The sequence below is a fragment of the Nocardia sp. NPDC057668 genome, from assembly GCF_042799795.1.
GTDB lineage: Bacteria > Actinomycetota > Actinomycetes > Mycobacteriales > Mycobacteriaceae > Nocardia.
In genome coordinates this window covers 137,723-158,758 of the sequence record NZ_JBHVIC010000005.1, presented here as the reverse complement: position 1 = coordinate 158,758, position 21,036 = coordinate 137,723, and the positions used below count along the sequence as shown (strand labels likewise).

Here is a 21,036-nt window from a genome sequence, read left to right as displayed (position 1 = left end):
CACCGGCGTGGCGATCGGGACGGGCGGGTGCCGGGTAGCTCGGTGCGGGGGCATCCGGGCCGCCACATAGGCTGCTCGGGCCTGGCTCTTCCGTGCTCGAACGAACGAGGGGATGTGTTGGTGTCAAGACTGCTGGTCCTGGTCACGGTGCTGCTCTGCACCGCCGTCGCATGCGGCGACGACGCGAAGCAGGGTGCGAAGTCCAATGCCGCCGCGCCGCCGGGGGATTCGCGCTCGGAGACGATCGGCTGGGCGCGCGCGGTGGACCCCTGCGCGCTGCTGGACGCGGGCGAGCTGCGCGAGCTGGGACCCGAGGTGACGGTCGGCACCTCGTCCATGACCACGAACTGCTCGGCCGTTGTGACCGGCGGGCCGGACCAGCGGATCGACGTCGACGTGCGCATCGGGTTCGCGCCGCAGCTCGAGACCTTCAAATACGGGTCGATGATCGAGGTGCAGGACCGCAAGGTGCACCGCGTCGACATCCGCGAGACGGTGCCCGCCGAACAGCGGGATCAGCTGGTGCAGACCGAATGCGACTACCGCATCCCGCTGGACGGCGGTCTCGGGGTGACGGTCTCGGTGGAGATGGACAGGGCCGCCGACCCGTGCGCCACCGGCGACAAACTTATCCCCGGCGTCATCAAACAGTGGAACGACCATCCGGCACAGGGCACTTCGCCCGCCACGACCGTCACGGTGCTGTCCGCGCTGACCTCGCCGTGCGTCGGCCTGGAGAAGTTACAGGCCACCCGCAAGGTCGAATTCGATTGGCAGGAGCAAACTCTCGACAGCTGCTACCTGACCGTGGACGGCGCGTCCACGCTCATCTCGCTGGAGAACCGCGAACGCGATCTGATCACCCTGGACAAGCAGGAGGTGCGCCTGGGCGACTACGTCGGCTACCGCTCCGAACACCAGGGCGACACCTTCATCGACGTCATCGTCGGCGAGGAGTTTCCGGGCGTCTGGGGCAATCGCTCGATCCGCCAGCTCCCCATCGTCGGCGTGATGAGCAACAATCCCGACGTGGCCCAGGCGGTCGCCGAGAACGCCCTGGCCCACCTCCCGAAGTAGCGGCCCGGCGCGCGACGGCGGGCCGAACGGGCTGCCGCCCGCATCGAAGGATGCGGGCGGCCTCGGGCATCACCGCGTGGGTTCACGCGGACCCGTGCGGCGGTGATCGCCGGGCGATCGATCGACGTGCGCACCGGATCCCGCCCCCACCGACCATCGGGGCGGGAGGGGTGTGGAACGGCGAAGGCCGCTCCCGTCCGGAGACGGGAGCGGCCTTCGTGGTCGGTCTAGGGGGAATCAGCGGGCGAACAGCAGGGCGCGCTTGACTTCCTGGATCGCCTTGGTGACCTCGATGCCGCGGGGGCACGCGTCGGTGCAGTTGAAGGTGGTGCGGCAGCGCCACACACCCTCGACATCGTTGAGGATGTCCAGGCGCTCGCGGGCGCCCTCGTCACGGCTGTCGAAGATGAAGCGGTGCGCGTTCACGATCGCGGCCGGGCCGAAGTAGCTGCCGTCGCTCCAGTACACGGGGCAGGAGGTGGTGCAGCAGGCGCACAGGATGCACTTGGTGGTGTCGTCGAAACGCGCCCGATCGTGCTGGGACTGAATGCGTTCCATGGTCGGTTCGTTGCCGCGCGTGATCAGGTACGGCTTGACCGCCTTGAACGCGTCGAAGAACGGCTCCATGTCGACCACGAGGTCCTTCTCCACGGGCAGACCGCGGATCGGCTCGACGGTGATGGTGAGGTCCTTGCCGTTCTTGGGCAGCATGTCCTTCATCAGGAGCTTGCAGGCCAGGCGGTTCACGCCGTTGATGCGCATGGCATCGGAGCCGCAGACGCCGTGGGCGCAGGAGCGCCGGAAGGTCAGCGTGCCGTCCAGGTAGGACTTGATGTAGATCAGCACGTTCAGGAAGCGATCCGTCGGCAGCACCGGAACCTTGAACTCGTCCCAGTGCGCGCCCTGGCCGTCTTCGGGATTGAAGCGCGCGGCCTTGACGGTGATCATGACCGAGCCCTCGGGCACCGGAGCGGGCTGCTGTGAGGCCGGCTTCTCGAGTGTGGCAGTCATCAGTACTTACGCTCCATCGGCTCGTAACGGGTCTGCACGACCGGCTTGTAGTCGAGCCGGATGTCGGAGATCAGCTCCGGGCTCTCCTTGTACGCCATGGTGTGGCGCATGTAGTTGGTGTCGTCGCGGTTCGGGTAGTCGTCGCGCGCGTGACCGCCGCGCGATTCCTTCCGGTTCAGCGCACCCACCACGGTGACCTCGGCCAGCTCGAGCAGGAAGCCCAGCTCGACGGCCTCGAGCAGATCGCTGTTGTAGCGCTTGCCCTTGTCCTGCACGGTGATCCGGCTGTAGCGGTCCTTGAGGCCGTGGATGTCGGTGAGGACCTGCTTGAGGGTGTCCTCGGTGCGGAACACGCCCGCGTTGGCATCCATGGTGGCCTGCAGTTCGGTGCGGATGTCCGCCACGCGCTCGTTGCCGTGATCGGACAGGATCAGCGCGAGCCAGTCCTGCACCATCTGCGCCGGGTTCTCCGGCATCTCGACGAACTCCGCGCGCTGGGCGTACTCGGCGGCGGCGATGCCCGCGCGCCGGCCGAACACGTTGATGTCCAGCAGCGAGTTGGTGCCCAGGCGGTTGGAGCCGTGCACCGAGACGCACGCGCACTCGCCCGCGGCGTACAGGCCGGGGACCACGTCGGTGTTGTTGCGCAGCACCTCGCCGCGGATGCGGGTGGGGATGCCGCCCATGACGTAGTGGCAGGTCGGCATGACCGGCACCGGCTCCTTGACCGGGTCCACGCCCAGGTAGGTGCGGGCGAACTCGGTGATGTCCGGGAGCTTCTCCTCGAGGACGTCCTCACCGAGGTGGGTCACGTCGATGAGCACGTAGTCCTTGTTCGGACCCGCGCCGCGGCCCTCGGCCACCTCGAGCACCATCGAGCGCGCGACGATGTCACGCGGCGCGAGGTCCTTGATGGTGGGGGCGTAGCGCTCCATGAACCGCTCGCCCGAGGCGTTGCGCAGGATGCCGCCCTCGCCGCGGACCGCCTCGGAGATGAGGATGCCCAGGCCGGCCAGACCTGTCGGATGGAACTGGTGGAACTCCATGTCCTCCAGCGGGAGTCCCTTGCGGAACACGATCGCCATGCCGTCACCGGTGAGGGTGTGGGCGTTGGAGGTGGTCTTGTACATGCGGCCCGAGCCGCCGGTGGCGAACACGATCGACTTCGCGTGGAAGATGTGCAGATCGCCGGTGGCCAGCTCGTAGGCGACGACGCCGGTGGCGATCGGCCCGTTGGGGCCGTCGGTCAGCACCAGGTCGAGCACGTAGAACTCGTTGTAGAACTCCACGTCGTGCTTGACGCAGTTCTGGTACAGCGTCTGCAGGATCATGTGACCGGTGCGGTCGGCGGCGTAACAGGCGCGGCGCACGGGGGCCTTGCCGTGGTCACGGGTGTGCCCGCCGAAACGACGCTGGTCGATCTTGCCCTCGGGCGTGCGGTTGAACGGCAGGCCCATCTTCTCCAGGTCGAGCACGGCGTCGATGGCTTCCTTGGCCATGATCTCCGCGGCGTCCTGGTCGACCAGGTAGTCGCCACCCTTGACGGTGTCGAAGGTGTGCCACTCCCAGTTGTCCTCTTCCACGTTCGCGAGCGCGGCGCACATGCCGCCCTGCGCCGCGCCGGTGTGGCTGCGGGTGGGGTAGAGCTTGGTCAGGACGGCCGTGCGGACGCGGGGCCCGGCCTCGATGGCCGCGCGCATGCCCGCGCCGCCGGCACCGACGATCACGACGTCGTAGCGGTGCTCCTGAACGGGACGTGACTCAGCACCGGTGGTTCGTTCGCTGTGCTCACTCATTCGGGGCGGCCTGTTCCTAACCTGTGATGTTGGGGTCGAAGGTGAAGATGACGTAGGTGCCCACGCCCATCACCAGGATCATCGAGACGACCAGCAGGAACTTCAGCCAGAACCGGGTGGAGTCCTTGCGGGCGTAGTCGTCGATGACGGTGCGCATGCCGTTGCCGCCGTGCAGCTGGGCCAGCCAGAGCATGGTCAGGTCCCAGATCTGCCAGAACGGGCTGGCCCAGCGGCCGGCCACGAACGCGAAGTTCAGGCGCTGCACGCCGCCGTCGATCATGAGCATGATCGTCATGTGGCCGATGACCAGGATGACGAGCAGCAGGCCCGAGGCGCGCATGAACAGCCACGCGTACTTCTCGAAGTTGCTGCCGCCGGCGCGGCGGGGCGCGCGGGGCGCGTCCAGGCTGGCGGGGCGATCGTAGGACTTGCCCAGGACAGGTGCGGTCATGATCAGTGCTCCGTCAGCAGGTAGAAGAACTGGCGGCCGATGCCGGCGCCCGCGACGAGGATCCAGATCGTGAGCACGACCCAGAGCATCTGCCGCTGGAAACGCGGGCCCTGCGACCAGAAGTCGACGAGGATCACCCGGATGCCGTTGAACGCGTGGAACAAGACGCAGACGACGAGACCCATCTCCATGAGAGCGACCAGCGGGGTCTTGTAGGTCTCGATGGCCTGGTCGTAGGTGTCCGGGCTGACCCGCACGAGGGCGGTGTCGAGGACGTGGACGAACAGGAAGAAGAAGATCGTCACGCCGGTTATGCGGTGCAGAGCCCAGGACCACATTCCGGGGTCGCCTCGGTACAAGGATCGCTTCGGCTTGGCCGGAGCTTCTAGCGTGGTCATAGAGTGCGGTGCCTCCAACGTCGTTGATGGACCCGGTCAGATCCGGCGCGGAGCCATTGGACTGTCGATAACACCAGCTCACAGCCGGAATCGCCGTCCGGTGGCAGTGCTGCAGGCCCGCTGTCGGGAACCTGAACCGATCTGTCGTGAACTCTAATCCCAGCGGTTGGACGGAACTAATTCGGCGTGCCGCTCGTTGGCCGTAAATTCACTGAGTTAGGTTTGCCTTTCCTGATTTTCGAGGCCCGGTAAAACGGCTTCCGCGCGGGTGTAAGCATGCCCATGGAAGGATGGTCCGATATGCCCGATATTGATTGGAATGCGTTGCGCGGCAAGGCATCCGAAGTCATGCGAAATGCCTATGCGCCGTACTCGAGATTCCCCGTCGGGGCCGCTGCTCTCACCTCGGACGGCCGCACGGTGAGCGGCTGCAATGTGGAAAATATCTCATACGGACTGGGCCTGTGTGCCGAATGTGTACTGGTCGGTAACTTGATTTCGTCCGGCGGGGGGAGGTTGCTGGCAGTCTCGGTCTGCGATTCCCGGGCCGAAATCCTGACACCCTGCGGGCGCTGCCGCCAGGTCCTGCTGGAGCACGGGGGCGCGGGGCTGCTCGTCGATCACCGTGCCGGGCCCCGGCCCTTGAGCGCGCTGCTGCCCGACGCCTTCGGGCCGGACGATCTGGCCGCCGGGCAACTCTGACCACACTGAGCCCCGCCCGCCCTGCGGGTGCGCCCGGCCGCTCGGCCCCGCGATCGCGCCGACGCGGCCCGGGCGATCAACCTGACGCGGCCCCCGCGGCGTGTAAGGGTGGTGGGGTGACTGTGCACTCGGCTGTCGAGGTGATCCGGGCCAAGCGCGACGGGGGTGAGCTCAGCGACTCCCAGATCGACTGGGTGGTGGCCGCGTTCACGCGCGGGGAGGTCGCCGACGAACAGATGTCCGCGCTGGCCATGGCCATCGTGTGGCGGGGGATGACCCGGCGCGAGACCGCGCGCTGGACCGCGGCGATGATCGCCTCCGGGCAGCGCCTGGACTTCCGCGATCTGCCCAGGCCCACCGTGGACAAGCACTCCACCGGCGGTGTCGGGGACAAGATCACCCTGCCGCTCGCGCCGCTGGTCGCGGCGTGCGGGGCGGCGGTCCCGCAGCTGTCCGGGCGCGGGCTCGGCCACACCGGCGGCACCCTCGACAAACTCGAGGCCATCGCCGGCTGGCAGGCCGACATCCCGGTGGCCCGCATGCGCGAGATCCTCACCGATCCCGCGGCGGGCGCGGTCGTGTGCGCGGCCGGGGCCGATCTCGCGCCCGCCGACAAACGCCTCTACGCCCTGCGCGACGTCACCGGAACCGTCGAATCCATCCCGCTCATCGCCAGCTCGATCATGAGCAAGAAGATCGCCGAGGGCACCGCCGCGCTGGTGCTGGACGTCAAGGTCGGGCGCGGCGCGTTCCTGAAGGAGCTGTCGCAGGCGCGCGAGCTGGCCACGGCCATGGTCGAACTCGGCACCGACGCCGGGGTGCGCACCGTCGCCCTGCTCACCGCCATGGACACCCCGCTCGGCTGTACCGCGGGCAACGCCCTGGAGGTGGCCGAGTCCCTGGACGTGCTGTCCGGCGGCGGCCCGGCCGACGTGGTGGAGCTGACCCTGACCCTGGCCCGGGAGATGCTCGCCCAGGCCGGGATCGACGGCATCGACCCGGCCGACGCCCTCGCGGACGGGCGCGCCATGGACCACTGGCGCGCCATGATCAGCGCCCAGGGCGGCGATCCCGACGCCCAGCTGCCCTGCGCCCGGCACGCGGAAACTCTGCGCGCCCCCGCGACCGGGGTCCTGACCCGATTGGACGCCATGGACATCGGCGTCGCGGCCTGGCGGCTCGGCGCGGGCCGGGCCCGCCAGGGTGATCCGGTGCAACTCGGCGCGGGTATCGAAATGCACCTCAAACCGGGCGATTCCGTCACCGCCGGTCAACCCCTCCTGACCCTGCACACCGATACCGCCGAGGTGCTGCCCGCGGTACTGGAATCGCTGGGATCGGCGTTCACCATCGGGGCGGCCGACACTGAGGCGCCCGCACAACCGCTGGTGCTGGGCCGGATCACGGCCTGAGCCGATCCGCCCGGATCGCGCGCGGGCCGCGCGGGGCCGGCGAAACCGCCACGCGGCCAAGCCCGATCGCCTGACCTGCGGCGCGGCGCGGACCCGCGCGCGGGCCTAGCCTGGATGCGGTGAACCGTACTCCCGATTTCCGACCGCGCCGCCGGACGGCGGCGGTACTCGGTGCGGTGGCCCTCGGTGTCGCCGTGCCCCTGACCGCCGGACTCGCCGGACCCGCCGCCGCCGAACCGCGCATCGACAATTCGCCGCCCGCCACGTCGCGCTCGCAGCCCTACCCGTATTACGCCAATTGCCACGAGGTTCGGCTGGCGGGCAAGGCTCCGCTGCTGGTCGGGCAACCCGGCTACAGCTCGCGTCTCGATCGAGACGGCAACGGCATCGCATGTGGCTGACAGGTGAAGATCAGCACTCCGCCAGCAACGTATGGGCAACGACACGCCTAAGAGAGGGTGCACACAGGCCAACTGCCATGCCGCAGAACGCAAATGCGGCTACCGTTTCTACATGACTGGACCGACGCCCCTCACACTCGCTGCGATCCGCCAGGCGCCCAAGGCGGTCCTGCACGATCACCTGGACGGCGGGTTGCGGCCCGCGACGGTCCTGGAGCTCGCCCGCGACTGCGGGTACGACCAGCTACCGGCTGGTGACGCCGAATCCCTGGGCGCCTGGTTCCGCGACGCGGCCGACAGCGGATCGCTCGAGCGCTATCTGGAAACCTTCGCGCACACCGTCGCCGTCATGCAGACGCCCGAGGGCCTGCGCCGCGTCGCCCGCGAATGCGCCGAGGATCTCGCCGCGGACGGCGTCGTCTACGCCGAGGTGCGGTTCGCGCCGGAACAGCACCTCGAGGCCGGGCTCACCCTCGACGAGGTCGTCGAGTACACCCTCGAGGGCTTCCGCGAGGGCGAGGCCATCGCCGCCGCGGCGGGTACCCCCATCCGGGTGACCTGTCTGCTCACCGCCATGCGCCACGCCGCGCGCGGGCGCGAGATCGCCGAACTCACCGTGCGATTCCGCGACCGCGGCGTCGGCGGGTTCGACATCGCGGGCGCCGAGGCCGGGTACCCGCCCACCCGGCATCTGGACGCCTTCGAATACCTGCGTTCCAACAGCGCGCATTTCACGATCCACGCCGGGGAGGCGTTCGGCCTGCCGTCGATTCACGAGGCGCTGGCGTTCTGCGGCTGCGATCGGCTCGGCCACGGCGTGCGCATCACCGACGACATCACCGATTCGGCCGACGGCCCGCGACTGGGCCGGGTCGCGAACTACGTGCGGGACATGCGCATTCCGCTGGAGCTGTGCCCGTCCTCCAACGTGCAGACCGGCGCGGTGCCCTCGCTCGACAAGCACCCGTTCGATCTGCTGGCGCGCTTGCGTTTCCGCGTCACGGTCAACACCGACAACCGGCTGATGAGCGACACCACCATGAGTCAGGAGATGGAGAAGCTGGTGCAGACGTTCGGCTACGGCTGGAGCGATCTGGAACGGTTCACCATCAACGCGATGAAGTCGGCCTTCATCCCGTTCCCGGACCGCCTGAAACTCATCGACGAGGTGATCAAGCCGGGCTACGCGGTACTCATCGGCTGAGGGTTCGCACGGCACAGTGGCGAAGCCCGCTGTAGACCAAGGAATTACGGCTAGTGAAACAGCGGGTTTTTAGAGACGCTCCTTCCGGTGGCCGCGTCGGCCGCCGGAAGGATGTGCACACTCGTGGCGAAACGACTACTCGGGGGCCTGGCCCTGGGTGCGCTGACCGCACTCTCCGTTCCCGGGCTCATCGCCGGCTCCGCGTCGGCGAAGGTCGCGGGGATCACCGCCTCCGCCGGTGACTTCGACTGCACCGTCGAGTCGGGATGCGGTGTCAACGCCGTCCTGACCGGACCGGACCGATTCGATCCGGTGACGGTCACGATCGATGGCGTGGTGGTAGCCGACGCCGTCGTGCCCGACACCCGTCAGCCGGGCGAATACGTCTACGTGAGCCTGCTCTGGCGGCCCGCGAACAACGGCAAGCACACGATCACCGTGACCCAGGGCGCGTCGACGATGACCGCGGCATGGCAGGTGCCGGGCAGGCTGCACTACCCGCAACCGGCGACCGGTAGCTCCGTGCTCGACGCGCTGGGTGGGTCGGGCTCCGGCTCGAAGCGGTAACCGGATCGACGAAAACGCCGTGGTCGCAATGGATTGCGACCACGGCGTTCGTGGTACGGCCCGTGGGGTTGCTACGGCGGGGCGGCTGCTCAGCCCTTGGTGAGGCGGCCTTCGAAGGCGACCTCGAGCGCGCGCCACGCCTCGGCCTCGGCCGCGAACGGCGGGTTCGGGGCCATCCGGCTGGGGTCGGGGTTGAGCAGGTAGGAGACGTACCAGCCCAGGGGATTGGAGCCGGCCAGGGCCCGTTCCACCGCGTCGTCATCGGCGTAATCGGCGGCGTCGGTGAACAATTCGACGGCCAGGTCGAGCTGGTCGGTGTCGACCGACTTGGGGCCGGCGGCCAGATCCTCGGCGATGCCGGGCAGCACGTAGACGTTCTCCTCGTCCACCTCGACCTCGAGCCCGCCGTCCACCGCCGCGGACTGGATCTCGCCGTAGGTGCTGACCCGGGCCAGATCGTGCTCGTGATCGTCGGCGAGGTAGCGGGCCAGCGCGCGCTCGGAACCGAAGACCGTGATCGAACCCTCGGTGCCCAGGAACAGCGGCTCGTCGTCGACGTAGCAGCGCAGGGTGAACCAGGTGCCGTCCGAGGTGATGATCTTGACCGGGTCGATGCCGACGCCGTGCCAGAAGGAGGGGTCGCCCTCGTCCTCGTCGCCCTTGGTCAGGTCGACGGTCTCGAACTCGTTGTCCTCATCGCCGTCGGCCGCGTCCTCCGCGTCCACGACGTTCTCCTCCGCCGCAAGCAGTTCCGCCTCGGCGACCGCCACCGCGTCGGCGTCCACGTCCGGGATCTCCACCACCGAGTCGATGGCGTCCAGGACCGCGTCCCAATCCTTGTTGATGGCCGAGCCGATCTGGTCCCACAGCTCCTGGCCCTCCTTGCCGGCGAAGACGCCGACCCCGCTGGGCAGCGCGCCGAGCACGGGGTGGGAGCCGAAGAACTTGGTCACCACGTCGAGGTCGCACACCTCGCCGATGTTGCGGACCATGTCGAGGGTCTCCTCGAGCTCGGAGATGATCTCCGGGTCTGGATCGTCCGCCGCCAGTTCGGGCACGCCGACCAGATCGAAGACGAACTGCTCCTCGGGCTCGAGTTCGGCCGCCGACAGCCCGGCGATGATCTTCCACGCCGGATGGTCGACCAGATCGTTCTCGGAGCTGGAACGAATGAAGGCGGCGAGCTCCGCGACGGAGTCGAAACCGTAGAGGTCTTCCTCGAATCCGAGGAACGCCTGCCACTCATCGTCACCGTCTCGCCAGCGCGGTGCCCACAGGGTGACGAGATCGCCTTTGGTGAGGCCGAGCGCGATCGGGACGATGTCTCCAGAAGCCATGACCGGAAGCCTATCTAGTGGCTGCCTCAGGCACTATCCGGGCCGCCCCCAACATTTCCCGGCCCGATAGCGGAGTTCAATCGGGCCAGCACCGCGGCGCGTCGCGTGCTCGCCGCGGCGGCCGCCTGCCCGCACGCCCACAGGATCAGTTCCGCCACTTCCGCGGGTGGTCGCGCGGTCACCGAATCGGCCAGCCAGAGGCCGGTGAGCGCGCCCTCGCCGTCGACCTCGGCGGTGACCGAGCCGTCCGGCGCGCCGAAGCGCCCGCGCACGCGATCGAGGCCGTCGAGGGCGTTCTCCAGGGCGTCGAGTTGCAGGGCGACGCCGTTGACCAGGGCATCCATCGGATCGCTCATGAGGGCCTCGTCCAGCTCGTCGGACCGGTGTCGGCGTCGTCGAGACGGTCGAGTTCGTCGACGGCGGCCTGCCGGGTGGGCAGGCCGAGCCGGTCCAGGATGTCGGCGGGGATGCCGGCGTCGGCGAGGGCCTCGCGGCGCCGCGACTTGGCGACGACGGCCGAGCGCTTGGTCAGGCGCAGGATCTCGTCGGCCAGAGCCTGTGCGCCGTAACGGTATTCACCGCGCTCGAAGTGGATCTCCACCGGCATGCCCTGGTCGGTGGCGCGGACGGTCACCGTGCCCGCGCGATTGCCGCTCGCCGCGACGGTGACGGCCGGAATCCGCGGCGCGCTCACGCGGTGGGCCTGTAGAAGCCGAAGAATGTCATTCCGCTGTTCTCCGTTCGAATCGGGCCGATCTGTACCGGGTCTCCTGCTTCGACGAGTTGGCCGTTGCCGATCACCATGGCCACGTGCCCGTCCCACACCGCCAGATCACCGGGCATCAAGTCCCCTGGACCGATCTGCGCGTGTCCCTGTCCCTGCTCCTGCGCCAGGCGGGGCAGTGGCACCCCCGCTTCGGCGTACGCCCATTGCGTGAGCCCGCTGCAATCGAGTCCGGCGCCGGGTGTCGTCCCACCCCAGACGTAGGGCGTGCCGAGCTCGCTCAGGGCGTTGCGGACCGCGTCGGCGGCCCGCTGGTTCGGGGCCTCCACGGTACTGCCGTCGGGCAGGGTGAGCAGCACCCCGGTCCCGGCGGCGTGGGTCCCGCCGGTCGCGGACCGGTCCGCGGGGAGCGCGTCGCCCACCGATGCCGGGACGGTCGTGAGTCCGCCCGCGAGTCCCGCCCCCGATTCCAGCGCCTGCCCGCCGGTGGCGAGCAGTGTCTGCCCGAGCTGTCCGCCGGAGTTCCCCACGGCCGCCGCGACGGTGTCCGCCGCGGGGGCCTCCGGCGTGCCGGGTTGCCCGGCCGCCGCGGCATCGGCCACCGATGCGTCCGGCGAGCCGGCGGCCACCGGCGCGGGAGTCGGTGGCGGCGCGATCAATTCGCGCATGGCCGCGGTCTCGTCCGCGAGCTCGGTCCGCACGCGCTCGGCCACGTGCAGCGCGCGCCCCGAGTGGTCGAGCGCCGACTCCACCACGATCGCGATCCCGGCCGGCGTCACTCCGGTCCGCCCGGCGCTGTCCGCCGAGTCGAGGAACGACCGCAGGATCGCCGCCAGCTCCCGCTGCCCCGCCGCCACCGCGCTCCCGGCTCGCTCGAGCACCGCCGCCAGCTCGACGCCCCGGTCCGCGACGGTCGCCGCACAGGTCTGCACCCGCAGCGCGGTGCCCAGGGCCGCGTCGCCGCCCTCGCCCCGCCACGCGGCGTACATCTCGTCGACTCCGCCCCGGCCCGCCCTGACCATCTCCTCCACCACCCCCGAACCCGCGCGCAGCTCGGCCACCGCCGCCGCCACGTCCCCGCTGCCGAGGCTTTCCATCAACCCCGTGATCGGCCGGGCCAGCCCGGCCACGTCCAACTCCGCGCTCACGGGCCCACCCCCGCCCGTGTCAGGTCCCGGGACATCCGCGCCTGACTCGCGATCGTCCGCGCCGGTCGAATCTCCTCGAGCCGCGTGCTCACGGCAGGGCCTCGAGCCGCCCGGTGGCGTCCAGGGCGGTGGCGTAGGTCGCGTCGGTGGCGGCGTACGAGGTCGTGGCGGTGGTCGCGCCGGCGCCCATGCTGGTCAGGACCGCGGTGAGGGCGGTCAGGGTGGACAGGTGGGTGGCGTGTGCCGCGCGGTAGGCCACGAGGAAGTCGGCGCCCGCGAGGCCGAGGGCCGGGGCGAGTAGCAGGGGATCGGCCGCGGCGGTGCGGGCGGCGGCGGTGCTCAGGTGCGCGGCCATGCCGATGGCGGTGTGCGCGTAGGCGGTGAGACCGTCGGGATCTATCGAAAACCGCGTCATGGCAACCCCTGTCGTGCCGTCGCTGGAATTTCTCCGTCGTGTGCTTGGACGGGCGGCGCGGCCGATCGGTTCCGGCCGTGCGCGAAATTCGCCCGGCCGCGACCTCCAATGTGTGTGCTGACCTATCGTTTTCCTATGCGCACCGACATCGTGGACCACCCGCTCGCAGCCGCTCTGCTGACGACCATGCGCGACGTCCAGACCAGCAATCCCACCTTCCGCGCGGCGCTGCGCGATCTCACCGGCCTGCTCGTCTACGAGGCGATGCGCGATGCGCCCGTCACCCGCTTCCCCATCGCCACCCCCGTGGCCGCCGCCGAGGGCACGACGCTGTCCGCGCCGCCGCTGCTGGTTCCGGTGTTGCGGGCCGGGCTGGGCATGGTGGAGACGGCCGAGAACCTCATCCCGGACGCGCGCATCGGGTTCGTCGGCCTGGCCCGCGACGAGGAGACGCACCGGCCCACCCCGTACATGGAGTCGCTGCCCGAGGATCTGTCCGACACCCCGGTCATCGTGCTCGATCCCATGCTCGCCACCGGCGGCTCCATGGTCTACACCCTGGATCTGCTGGCCGCGCGCAACGCCCGGGACCTGACCGTCATCTGCGTGGTCGCGGCCCCGGAAGGCATTGCGGCGCTGGAGAAGTGGGGTCGCCCGCTGCGCCTGGTCACGGCCGCGGTCGACCGCGGCCTGAACTCGGACGCCTTCATCGTGCCCGGGCTCGGCGACGCGGGGGACCGGCAGTTCGGCCCCCGCTGAGCCCCACGCGAGCGGTCGTCCTATCGGCGGGGCGACCGCAACTCTTTCCACCCGCGGCTATTTGGGTGCGAAGAGCTCCAGATGCGAGCAGCCCCGGCAGCGGTGCGCGAGCACCGAGATCTTGGGCTTGCCTATCCGTTTCGCGCCGCCGAACACGCCTATCTCGAGCGGGCCGGGTATCCAGCGGGTGTAGCCGGGCGCGGAATCACCCGCGTCATCGAGGAAACCCGGCTCCAGGTTCTCACTCCCACAATGGGTGCAGTGCAGTTCGCCCACGGGACACCTCACAGCTTCTCGCAGAAACTCCTACTATCCGAGAGTATGTGGGCCGCAGTGGCCTTCGCGGAGGTTAATGCGTCAGGTGAACCGACCGGAACGACGGCTTCGAGGTAGCACTTGAGCTTCGGTTCGGTCCCGGAGGGCCGCACGACCAGGCGCAGCGCGGGCCCTTCGAAGACGAGCGCGTCGGTCCGCATCCGCCCCCTGAGCTGGGACATATCGGTGCAGATCACCTTCTCCCCGGCGATCTCGGCGGGCGGATCGGCGCGCAGCCGCTCGACCACCGCGGCCGCCTCGGCGGCATCGGCCAGGCGCAGCGAGACCTGCGCGCCGGCGTGCACCCCGAACTCGACGGCGAGATCGTCGAGAAGATCGTCCAGCGTGCGTTCTGCGGCCTTGGATCGCGCCACCAGCTCCGCCACCGCGACGGCGGCCGAAATGCCGTCCTTGTCGCGTACAGCGGCCGGATCGACGCAGTGCCCGATGGCTTCCTCGTACGCGTAGACGAGTCCGTCGCCCGCCCGCGCGAGCCACTTGAATCCGGTGAGGGTCTCGGCGTAGCGCGCGCCGCGCGCCGGCGCCAGCGCGCCCAGCAGTCGCGAGGACACGATCGTGGTCGCCACGAGCGAGTCCGGCGCGGCCGACCGCAACACGAAATCGCCGAGCAGCACCCCGGTTTCGTCACCGCGCAGCATGCGCCACCCGTGTGCCCCCGGCACGCCGACCGCGCATCGATCGGCGTCCGGGTCCAGTGCGATGGCCACGTCGGCCCCGACCCGCTCGGCCAGCTCCAGCAACAGATCCGAGGCGCCCGGCTCCTCCGGGTTGGGGAACGACACCGTCGGAAAATCCGGGTCCGGCTCGAACTGCTCGGCCACGACGTGCACGTCGTCGAACCCCGCCGCCCGCAACGCCGCGACGGCCAACTCTCCGCCGACACCGTGCATGGCCGTCAAAGCGATACGAATCCCGCTGCGCGGCACGCCGATTCCGGGGTCTGACGGCGTGGTGTCACCGGTGACCGCTCCGGCCCCGTGCTCCCGTGCGTCCGAGTTATGCGCGGCCGGTGCGTTTGCGCCCGGCGCAGCCGCGAGCGCGGTTGCCGGGTTGTGTGGCATGTCGATTCCGGGGTCCGGCGGCGCGGTGTCGCCGACGTCGCTGCCTGGTCCGGCCGGCTGCTCCGGTGCGTCCGAGTCATGTGCGGCGGGCCTGCTCGCGCCCGCCGAATCCGGGGGCGCGGTTGCCGGGCCGTGTGGCACGCCGGGTTCGGTGGCCGGCGTCCCGGGCAAGCGAACGTCGTTGTCGGCGAGCGGAGTACGCGTGTGCTCGCCCGGGGCAGAGTCGCGCGTGGCGAAGTGGCTCGGGCCGTGCGCGGCGGACCCGCCCAGGCGGTCCGGGAGACCGGCGACGCGGGCGAGGTAGCGGCGGACCATCTCCTCGCCCAGATCGGCGACCGTGGCGTCCGGGGGAAGCGAAAGCCGTTCCGGCGGTGGGGCCGTCGGGGCGGGATCGGCGCGGGGGATCGGGTCGCGGACCGCTTCGATCCGGGTTTCGATCTCGGCGTCGGCGGGCGGGATCAGCTGGGAGCCGCCGTCGAGGTAGACCTTGTAGCCGTTGTCGGTGGCGGGGTTGTGCGAGGCGGTGATCTGGATGCCGGCCACCGCGCCGAGCTCGCGGACCGCGAACGCCACCACGGGGGTGGGTAGCGGGCGCGGCAGGGGCAGCACCGAGAAGCCCGCCGCCGCGAAGACTTCCGCGGTGGCGGCGGCGAATTCGGCGGAGCCGTGCCGGGCGTCACGGCCGACGATCACCAGCCCGCCGCCCAGACAGCGTTCGCGTAACCAGTCGGCGATGCCCGCGCTCGCGCGCGAGACCGTGTCCACGTTCATGCCGTCCGGGCCGTCCTGAAGCGGACCGCGCAGCCCGGCGGTCCCGAAGCGCAGCAACCCGGGCCGCCCTAGACGCGTTCGAGCACGCCGCGCAGCAGCTTGCCCAATCGTGGTGCGGCGGCTTGCCCTTCGGCCAGCACCTCGGCGTGCGAGAGGTGCGCGCCGGTGACCCCGGCGGCCAGGTTGGTGACCAGCGAGATGCCCAGCACCCGTACGCCCGCGGCCCGGCAGGCGATGGCCTCCAGCACGGTCGACATGCCGACCAGGTCGGCCCCGATGGTGCGCAGCATGCGGATCTCGGCGGGGGTCTCGTACTGCGGCCCGGTCAGGCCGGCGTATACGCCCTCGGTCAGGGTGGGGTCGACTTCCCTTGCCAGCGCGCGCAATTCGGGATCCCAGGCGTCGACCAGGTCCACGAAGTCGGCGCCGGTGAGCGGGGTGCGCCCGGTCAGGTTGAGGTGGTCGGCGATGAGCACCGGCTCGCCGACCGACAGCCCGTCCCGGATGCCACCCGCGGCGTTGGTGAGCAGGATGGTCTTCGCGCCGGCCGCGATCGCGGTGCGGACGTTGTGCACCACCTGCGCGGGCTCGTGGCCCTCGTAGAGATGCTGGCGTCCCATGAGCAACAGCACCGGTGCGTCGTTGACCGCGACCGAGTGGATGGTGCCCTGATGTCCCAGCGCCGTGGGTGATTCGAAACCCGGCAGTTCGGACATGGGGACGGTGGCGCTCGGATCGCCGATCTCCAGGGCGGCTTCCTGCCAGCCCGATCCGAGAATTACCGCGACCGGGTGCGTGGGTACTCCGGTTCGTTCCGCAATGGCCTGAGCGGCCCGCTCGGCAAGCATGAAAGCCACAGTAGCTCCCCCGCCTCCCCGAGACTTCAGCGCCGGGCCAGGTGCCGTAGATCGTCCCATTCGCGTGCCTCCGGTTAGCTGATACTCCCATTTTGGGCGTACCCGACGAGTTACCCCGACCTTTCGAGATCAATTGTCACCCCGGGAAACGATCACCGCACCGGTCCGGATAGTGATCCATCTACCTGGTCCCGACTTTGCTACCCATCGGTAGCAAATCGGAGCGCCAGCGCTACGCTGCGCGTATGCCTTTTTTGAAGCGTGATGGGGACGTGTTCGTGTTGTACCTCGGTGCCGAGGGACAAAACATCGACAGCGAGAATCGCTTCCATCCGGACTGGATCACCGAGGTCCACGCCCTGCTCGACGAGGTCGAGGCGTCCGAGGGGCCCGCCGCGCTGGTGGTAACCGCCAACGGCAAGTTCTTCAGCAACGGTCTCGATACCGATTGGCTGTTCGGCAATTTCGATCGGAACTGCTGGTACCTGGACCGCGTGCACTCGCTGTACAGCCGCCTGCTGGCGTTCCCGACCCCGACCGTCGCCGCGGTGAACGGCCACGCCTTCGGCGCCGGCGCGATGCTCGCCACCTCCTGCGACTTCCGGATCATGCGCGCCGATCGCGGCTTCTGGTGCCTGCCCGAGGTGCACCTGGGCATGCCGTTCACGGTCGCCATGAACGCCCTCGTCACCGAGCGCCTGATCAACCAGGTCGCGGTCGAGGCCATGACCACCGGCCGTCGCTACGGCGCCGACGACGCCATCGCCGCCCGCATCGTGGACGCCAAGGCCGACGTGGAGGCCCTGCTGCCCACCGCCATCGCGCAGGCCGACGCCCTCAAGGGCAACCGCAAGCCGAACCTGCAGGTCATCAAGCTGGCCCTGCACCAGCGCGCCCTCGCGGGCCTGGCCGTGGAGACCACCCCGGAGAACCTGGGCTTCAGCCCGAGCTGAGTTACCGGTCGTCCGCGCCCGGCGTGCCGCGCCCGGGTGCGGACGACCTCTTGCGTTTGCCAGTTAACGGTAGGTAGCTGTGCGTCGAAGTTGCGGGGTTGCTGGACAGTGGTTGACTGTGTGTCATGCCACCTGCGCGCAGCGGTGACGACCGTCGGTCGTCGGCCTCGAGCGGTCGGCACGATGCGTTCGTGCCGGCGCTGACCGCTGTGCCCACCCCGGATGCCGCCATCGCCGATCGCTTCGCGGTCGCCGACGCCGCCATCGCCGAGGCCCGCGCGGGTTTGCTGGCCCTGTCGCATTCCATTCACGCCGAACCCGAGCTCGCGTTCGAGGAGTTCCGCAGCGTCGCCAAGACCATCGAGCCCTTGCGCGAGCGCGGTTTCCGGATCGAGACCGGCGTCGCCGATCTCCCCACCGCCTTCACCGCCGAATTCGGCCACGGAGACCTGGTGGTCGGTATTTGCGCGGAGTACGACGCACTACCGGAAATCGGACATGCCTGCGGGCACAACATTATTGCGGCCGCGGCGGTCGGCGCGGCGCTCGGTCTGGCCGAGGTGGCCGACGCCTGCGGCATCACCGTGAAACTGCTCGGCACGCCCGCCGAGGAATCCGGCGGCGGCAAGGTCCTCATGCTGGACCGCGGCGTCTTCGACGACCTGGCCATGGCCATGATGATCCACCCCGGTCCGGAGGACATCGTGGGTGCGCGGTCGCTGGCCCTGGCGGACCTGTCGGTCTCCTACAGCGGTCACGAAGCCCACGCGAGCGCCGCGCCGCACCACGGGCGAAACGCCGGGGACGCCGTCACCATCGCGCAAGTTGCGCTCGGTTTGCTACGCCAACATCTCCTCCCCGGACAGCAACTGCACGGTATAGTCGCCTCGGGTGGTATCGCCCCGAACATCGTGCCCGGCCATGCGGAACTGCTGTATTACCTACGGGCAGTCGACTCCGCGGCCCTGGACGATCTGATGCAACGCGCGTCGGCCTGTTTCGAGGCGGGAGCGCTGGCGACCGGATGCACACACGAAATCCGCAAGCTCGCGCCGACATATACCGAGCTCACGCCCGATAGCGCACTACTGTGTGCCTATCGCGAGCAGATTCGCGAACTCGGACGCGAGCCCCTGGCCCCGGAACTCGAGGCAGCACGACCGCTGGGCAGCACGGATATGGGCAATGTCACCAACGTCATCGCCGGTATTCACCCCGTCATCGGCATCGACGCCGGGGGTGCGGTGACGCATCAGCCCGCGTTCGCCGCCGCGGCCGTGAACGCCTCCGCCGATCTGGCTGTCATCGACGGGGCAACGGCTTTGGCCCGCACCGCGATACAGATCGCAGGCGACGAATTTCACAGGGACAGGTTGTCGGAACGCGTCAGTCAACGGCAGTTTCAGCGACAGGAGGACATTCGGTGAGCACAACCGGCCAGTCCACACGGGCCACGGGATCATTAGCGGCTGCCTGCGTGGCGCAGGGAGCCGCGAACATCGCGGCGGGCAGCTCGGTGGGGGTCGATATGGGTGTGGTGGACGTCGAAATGGGCGAGATGAGTGGTCGAGATGCGGTGGACGCGTGGCTGTCCGAGCACGCGGATGATCTGATTTCCTGGCGGCGGCACATCCACGCCAATCCGGAACTCTCGCGCGCCGAGTTCGGCACCACCGAGTTCATTGAATCCTGGCTGGTCAAGGCCGGTCTGGAACCGCGCAAACTACCCAGCGGCACGGGTCTCATCGTCGACATCGGGCCCGATACCCCGCGCATCGGGCTGCGCGCCGACATGGACGCCCTGCCGATGCAGGAGTACACCGGCCTGCCGTTCGCCTCCGGCGTGCCCGGCGTCTCGCACGCCTGCGGCCACGACGCGCACACCACGATCCTGCTCGGCACGGCGCTGGCGCTGGCCGAGGTGCCGAACCTGCCGGTCGGCGTCCGGCTGGTGTTCCAGCCCGCCGAGGAGGTCATGCCCGGCGGCGCCATCGACATGGTCGCCGCGGGCGCCATGGAGGACGTGTCGCGCATGTTCGCGCTGCATTGCGATCCCCGTCTCGAGGTCGGCCGGGTGGGCATCCGGGTCGGAGCCATCACCTCGGCCGCCGACACGGTGGAACTCGTGCTGGACTCGCCGGGCGGGCACACCTCGCGCCCGCACCTGACCAGCGATCTGGTCTACGCCATCGGCACCGTCATCACCGGTCTGCCCGGGCTGCTGAGCCGGCGCATCGATCCGCGCACCAGCACCGTCATGGTGTGGGGCGCGGTGTCGGCGGGCAAGGCGCCCAACGCGATTCCGCAGACCGGCATGCTCACCGGCACCGTCCGCACCGGCGATCACGCGACCTGGTCGCTGCTCGAACCGCTGGTGCGCGAGATCGTGGAGGGCCTGCTCGCCCCCACCGGGGTGCGCTACCAGCTCAACTACAAGCGTGGCGTGCCGCCGGTGGTCAACGACGAACTGGCCGTGCGCATGTTCGAGGACGCGATCCGCGAGGTCGGTCCCGACGCGCTCGCGGACACCCAGCAGTCCGGCGGCGGTGAAGACTTCTCCTGGTACCTCGAGGAGGTGCCGGGGGCCATGGCCCGCCTGGGCGTGTGGTCCGGGCAGGGCGAGCAGCTGGACCTGCACCAGCCGACGTTCGACATCGACGAGCGCGCGCTCGCGGTCGGCGTGCGGGTGATGACGAACATCGTCCTGAATTCGTACTGACGTACTCGTTCACCGGAACGGAACGCCGGGCCGCACCTGTCAGGTGCGGCCCGGTGTCGTTCGTGTGGGAAATGCGGGGCGGCGGTTGATGGTTGGTGCTCTACCCACGCCCGGCGTGCGCACCGGACGCGCCCGGGGCTCGGACGTGGGGCGTCGACCGGTCCGGTGACCGTGCTCCGGCCGTCGGACCGCGGTGATCGTGGGATGCACCGCCGGATGCAAGAAGCCGGGCCGCGCCTTTCGGCGGGACCCGGCTTCGGTTATGGACGTGGGTGTTTCGATCGGGCGGTGCGGTGGGCGCGGCCCGGATTTCGGAGTTAAGGGGCGGGGCTCAGCTCAGGCCGAAGGTGCCCGGGCCGACGTTCTTGCTGTTGCGGGTGCGCAGTGCGTGTACGTATTCGCTTGGGGCGCCCGCTTTTTCGGCCCCCTCGGCGATGACGCCCAGGTAGCGGGCCGAGGGTAGGCCGCCCTCGTAGGCATCGAGCACGTACAGCCAGGCCAGCACGGGTTCGGTGGCGTTGCCCTGGTTGGGGGTGACGCGGAGCCGGATCTTCTTGTGGATGCCGAAGTCCGAGCCCTCCCAGCGGTCCAGGCTGGCCTCGTCCTCGCCGGGCACGTCGTACAGGACGACGAAGACCCGGGAGCCGGGCTCCTCGACCACCGTGGCGAGCGGTCCCTCCCAGCCGATGTCGTCCCCGGCGAAGGTCAGGCGCCAACCCTCCAGCCAGCCGGTTCCGTACACGGGGGAGTGCGGACAGCGCTTGAGCATCTGCTCGGGATCCATGTTGGATCCGTAGGCGGCGTAAATCGGCACCGTAGCAGCGTATCGAACAATCAGCGGCAACCACTCCCGATCCCGATCCTGGGCGGTTCGAGTGAGTTGGCCGGTTTGCTCCGGAACAGCCCCGATCGTCGTCCGGACCACCCGAAATTGTGA

General features: G+C 69.6%; 23 protein-coding genes. 10 read left to right on the top strand and 13 right to left on the bottom strand.

Annotated elements, in window-relative coordinates; genetic code table 11:
* The first annotated feature begins 120 nt into the window (after positions 1 to 120).
* The gene (locus ACFVBH_RS28335; RefSeq protein ID WP_379006116.1) at positions 121 to 1,077 is read left to right on the top strand and encodes a hypothetical protein; all 957 of its coding nucleotides are present in this window, start codon (positions 121 to 123) and stop codon (positions 1,075 to 1,077) included.
* A 237-nt stretch (positions 1,078 to 1,314) separates the two neighbouring features.
* Here the strand turns inward: ACFVBH_RS28335 and ACFVBH_RS28330 are convergent, their stop codons facing one another.
* Genes ACFVBH_RS28330 through sdhC form a run of 4 tightly spaced genes read right to left on the bottom strand, consistent with a single transcriptional unit; the run spans position 1,315 to position 4,733 of the window.
* The gene (locus tag ACFVBH_RS28330; RefSeq protein ID WP_354991134.1) at positions 1,315 to 2,088 is read right to left on the bottom strand and encodes a succinate dehydrogenase iron-sulfur subunit; all 774 of its coding nucleotides are present in this window, start codon (positions 2,086 to 2,088) and stop codon (positions 1,315 to 1,317) included.
* Positions 2,088 to 3,884, bottom strand: coding sequence for a succinate dehydrogenase flavoprotein subunit (gene sdhA, locus ACFVBH_RS28325; RefSeq protein ID WP_354991133.1), 1,797 nt, complete (start codon positions 3,882 to 3,884; stop codon positions 2,088 to 2,090). Before sdhA ends, ACFVBH_RS28330 begins: the two co-directional genes overlap by 1 nt.
* Before the next feature lie 16 nt (positions 3,885 to 3,900).
* Positions 3,901 to 4,335: a succinate dehydrogenase hydrophobic membrane anchor subunit gene (locus tag ACFVBH_RS28320; RefSeq protein WP_354991132.1), complete on the bottom strand. Its 435-nt coding sequence runs from the start codon at positions 4,333 to 4,335 to the stop codon at positions 3,901 to 3,903.
* Positions 4,336 to 4,337: 2 nt separating this feature from the next.
* The gene (sdhC, locus tag ACFVBH_RS28315; protein ID WP_354991131.1) at positions 4,338 to 4,733 is read right to left on the bottom strand and encodes a succinate dehydrogenase, cytochrome b556 subunit; all 396 of its coding nucleotides are present in this window, start codon (positions 4,731 to 4,733) and stop codon (positions 4,338 to 4,340) included.
* A 300-nt stretch (positions 4,734 to 5,033) separates the two neighbouring features.
* On the opposite strand from sdhC, the gene ACFVBH_RS28310 reads away from it, so the two are divergent.
* The 5 genes from ACFVBH_RS28310 (at position 5,034) to ACFVBH_RS28290 (ending at position 9,019) form a co-directional block, all read left to right on the top strand.
* A complete protein-coding gene (locus ACFVBH_RS28310; protein WP_354991130.1) occupies positions 5,034 to 5,435 on the top strand; it encodes a cytidine deaminase in 402 nt (133 codons plus the stop codon).
* Positions 5,436 to 5,557: 122 nt separating this feature from the next.
* Positions 5,558 to 6,847: a thymidine phosphorylase gene (locus ACFVBH_RS28305; RefSeq protein ID WP_379006925.1), complete on the top strand. Its 1,290-nt coding sequence runs from the start codon at positions 5,558 to 5,560 to the stop codon at positions 6,845 to 6,847.
* Between the two features lie 119 nt (positions 6,848 to 6,966).
* Positions 6,967 to 7,248, top strand: coding sequence for an excalibur calcium-binding domain-containing protein (locus ACFVBH_RS28300; protein WP_379006111.1), 282 nt, complete (start codon positions 6,967 to 6,969; stop codon positions 7,246 to 7,248).
* 112 nt (positions 7,249 to 7,360) lie between these two features.
* The gene (locus tag ACFVBH_RS28295) at positions 7,361 to 8,452 is read left to right on the top strand and encodes an adenosine deaminase (RefSeq protein ID WP_354991129.1); all 1,092 of its coding nucleotides are present in this window, start codon (positions 7,361 to 7,363) and stop codon (positions 8,450 to 8,452) included.
* 123 nt (positions 8,453 to 8,575) lie between these two features.
* A complete protein-coding gene (locus tag ACFVBH_RS28290) occupies positions 8,576 to 9,019 on the top strand; it encodes a hypothetical protein (RefSeq protein ID WP_354991128.1) in 444 nt (147 codons plus the stop codon).
* An 89-nt stretch (positions 9,020 to 9,108) separates the two neighbouring features.
* Here the strand turns inward: ACFVBH_RS28290 and ACFVBH_RS28285 are convergent, their stop codons facing one another.
* From ACFVBH_RS28285 to ACFVBH_RS28265, 5 genes are all read right to left on the bottom strand, one after another.
* Positions 9,109 to 10,356 (bottom strand): primosomal protein, encoded by a 1,248-nt coding sequence (locus ACFVBH_RS28285; RefSeq protein ID WP_379006106.1) that lies wholly within the window; start codon positions 10,354 to 10,356, stop codon positions 9,109 to 9,111.
* Between the two features lie 26 nt (positions 10,357 to 10,382).
* Entirely contained in the window at positions 10,383 to 10,712 is a 330-nt protein-coding gene (locus ACFVBH_RS28280) for a YbaB/EbfC family DNA-binding protein (RefSeq protein ID WP_354991126.1), read from the bottom strand.
* Positions 10,709 to 11,050, bottom strand: a complete 342-nt coding sequence (locus ACFVBH_RS28275; protein ID WP_354991125.1) for a hypothetical protein — start codon at positions 11,048 to 11,050, stop codon at positions 10,709 to 10,711. The genes ACFVBH_RS28280 and ACFVBH_RS28275 overlap by 4 nt, the downstream gene beginning before the upstream one ends.
* Positions 11,047 to 12,228 (bottom strand): C40 family peptidase, encoded by a 1,182-nt coding sequence (locus ACFVBH_RS28270; protein WP_379006102.1) that lies wholly within the window; start codon positions 12,226 to 12,228, stop codon positions 11,047 to 11,049. The genes ACFVBH_RS28275 and ACFVBH_RS28270 overlap by 4 nt, the downstream gene beginning before the upstream one ends.
* Positions 12,229 to 12,316: 88 nt before the next feature.
* On the bottom strand, positions 12,317 to 12,643 hold the full coding sequence (locus ACFVBH_RS28265; protein WP_354991123.1) for a type VII secretion target: 327 nt from the start codon (positions 12,641 to 12,643) through the stop codon (positions 12,317 to 12,319).
* A 135-nt stretch (positions 12,644 to 12,778) separates the two neighbouring features.
* On the opposite strand from ACFVBH_RS28265, the gene upp reads away from it, so the two are divergent.
* Complete coding sequence (upp, locus tag ACFVBH_RS28260) at positions 12,779 to 13,402, top strand: uracil phosphoribosyltransferase (protein WP_354991122.1); 624 nt, start codon at positions 12,779 to 12,781, stop codon at positions 13,400 to 13,402.
* Between the two features lie 57 nt (positions 13,403 to 13,459).
* On the opposite strand, the gene ACFVBH_RS28255 is transcribed toward upp, so the two are convergent.
* From ACFVBH_RS28255 to ACFVBH_RS28245, 3 genes are read right to left on the bottom strand one after another with little or no spacing between them, the layout of a single operon-like run.
* Positions 13,460 to 13,678 (bottom strand): hypothetical protein, encoded by a 219-nt coding sequence (locus tag ACFVBH_RS28255; RefSeq protein WP_354991121.1) that lies wholly within the window; start codon positions 13,676 to 13,678, stop codon positions 13,460 to 13,462.
* A gap of 8 nt (positions 13,679 to 13,686) precedes the next feature.
* Positions 13,687 to 15,627, bottom strand: coding sequence for a hypothetical protein (locus tag ACFVBH_RS28250; protein WP_379006099.1), 1,941 nt, complete (start codon positions 15,625 to 15,627; stop codon positions 13,687 to 13,689).
* Positions 15,628 to 15,638: 11 nt separating this feature from the next.
* Entirely contained in the window at positions 15,639 to 16,487 is an 849-nt protein-coding gene (locus ACFVBH_RS28245; RefSeq protein WP_379006096.1) for a purine-nucleoside phosphorylase, read from the bottom strand.
* Between the two features lie 185 nt (positions 16,488 to 16,672).
* Here ACFVBH_RS28245 and ACFVBH_RS28240 point away from each other — a divergent pair, with 185 nt between their 5' ends.
* The 3 genes from ACFVBH_RS28240 to ACFVBH_RS28230 all read left to right on the top strand — a co-directional run bounded on the left by ACFVBH_RS28240 (position 16,673) and on the right by ACFVBH_RS28230 (position 20,099).
* Positions 16,673 to 17,380, top strand: coding sequence for an enoyl-CoA hydratase/isomerase family protein (locus tag ACFVBH_RS28240; protein ID WP_354991120.1), 708 nt, complete (start codon positions 16,673 to 16,675; stop codon positions 17,378 to 17,380).
* 125 nt (positions 17,381 to 17,505) lie between these two features.
* Entirely contained in the window at positions 17,506 to 18,807 is a 1,302-nt protein-coding gene (locus ACFVBH_RS28235; RefSeq protein WP_379006092.1) for an amidohydrolase, read from the top strand.
* 131 nt (positions 18,808 to 18,938) lie between these two features.
* On the top strand, positions 18,939 to 20,099 hold the full coding sequence (locus tag ACFVBH_RS28230; RefSeq protein ID WP_354991135.1) for a M20 family metallopeptidase: 1,161 nt from the start codon (positions 18,939 to 18,941) through the stop codon (positions 20,097 to 20,099).
* Between the two features lie 331 nt (positions 20,100 to 20,430).
* Here the strand turns inward: ACFVBH_RS28230 and ACFVBH_RS28225 are convergent, their stop codons facing one another.
* Positions 20,431 to 20,913, bottom strand: coding sequence for a gamma-glutamylcyclotransferase (locus ACFVBH_RS28225; protein ID WP_354990412.1), 483 nt, complete (start codon positions 20,911 to 20,913; stop codon positions 20,431 to 20,433).
* Positions 20,914 to 21,036: the final 123 nt, after the last annotated feature.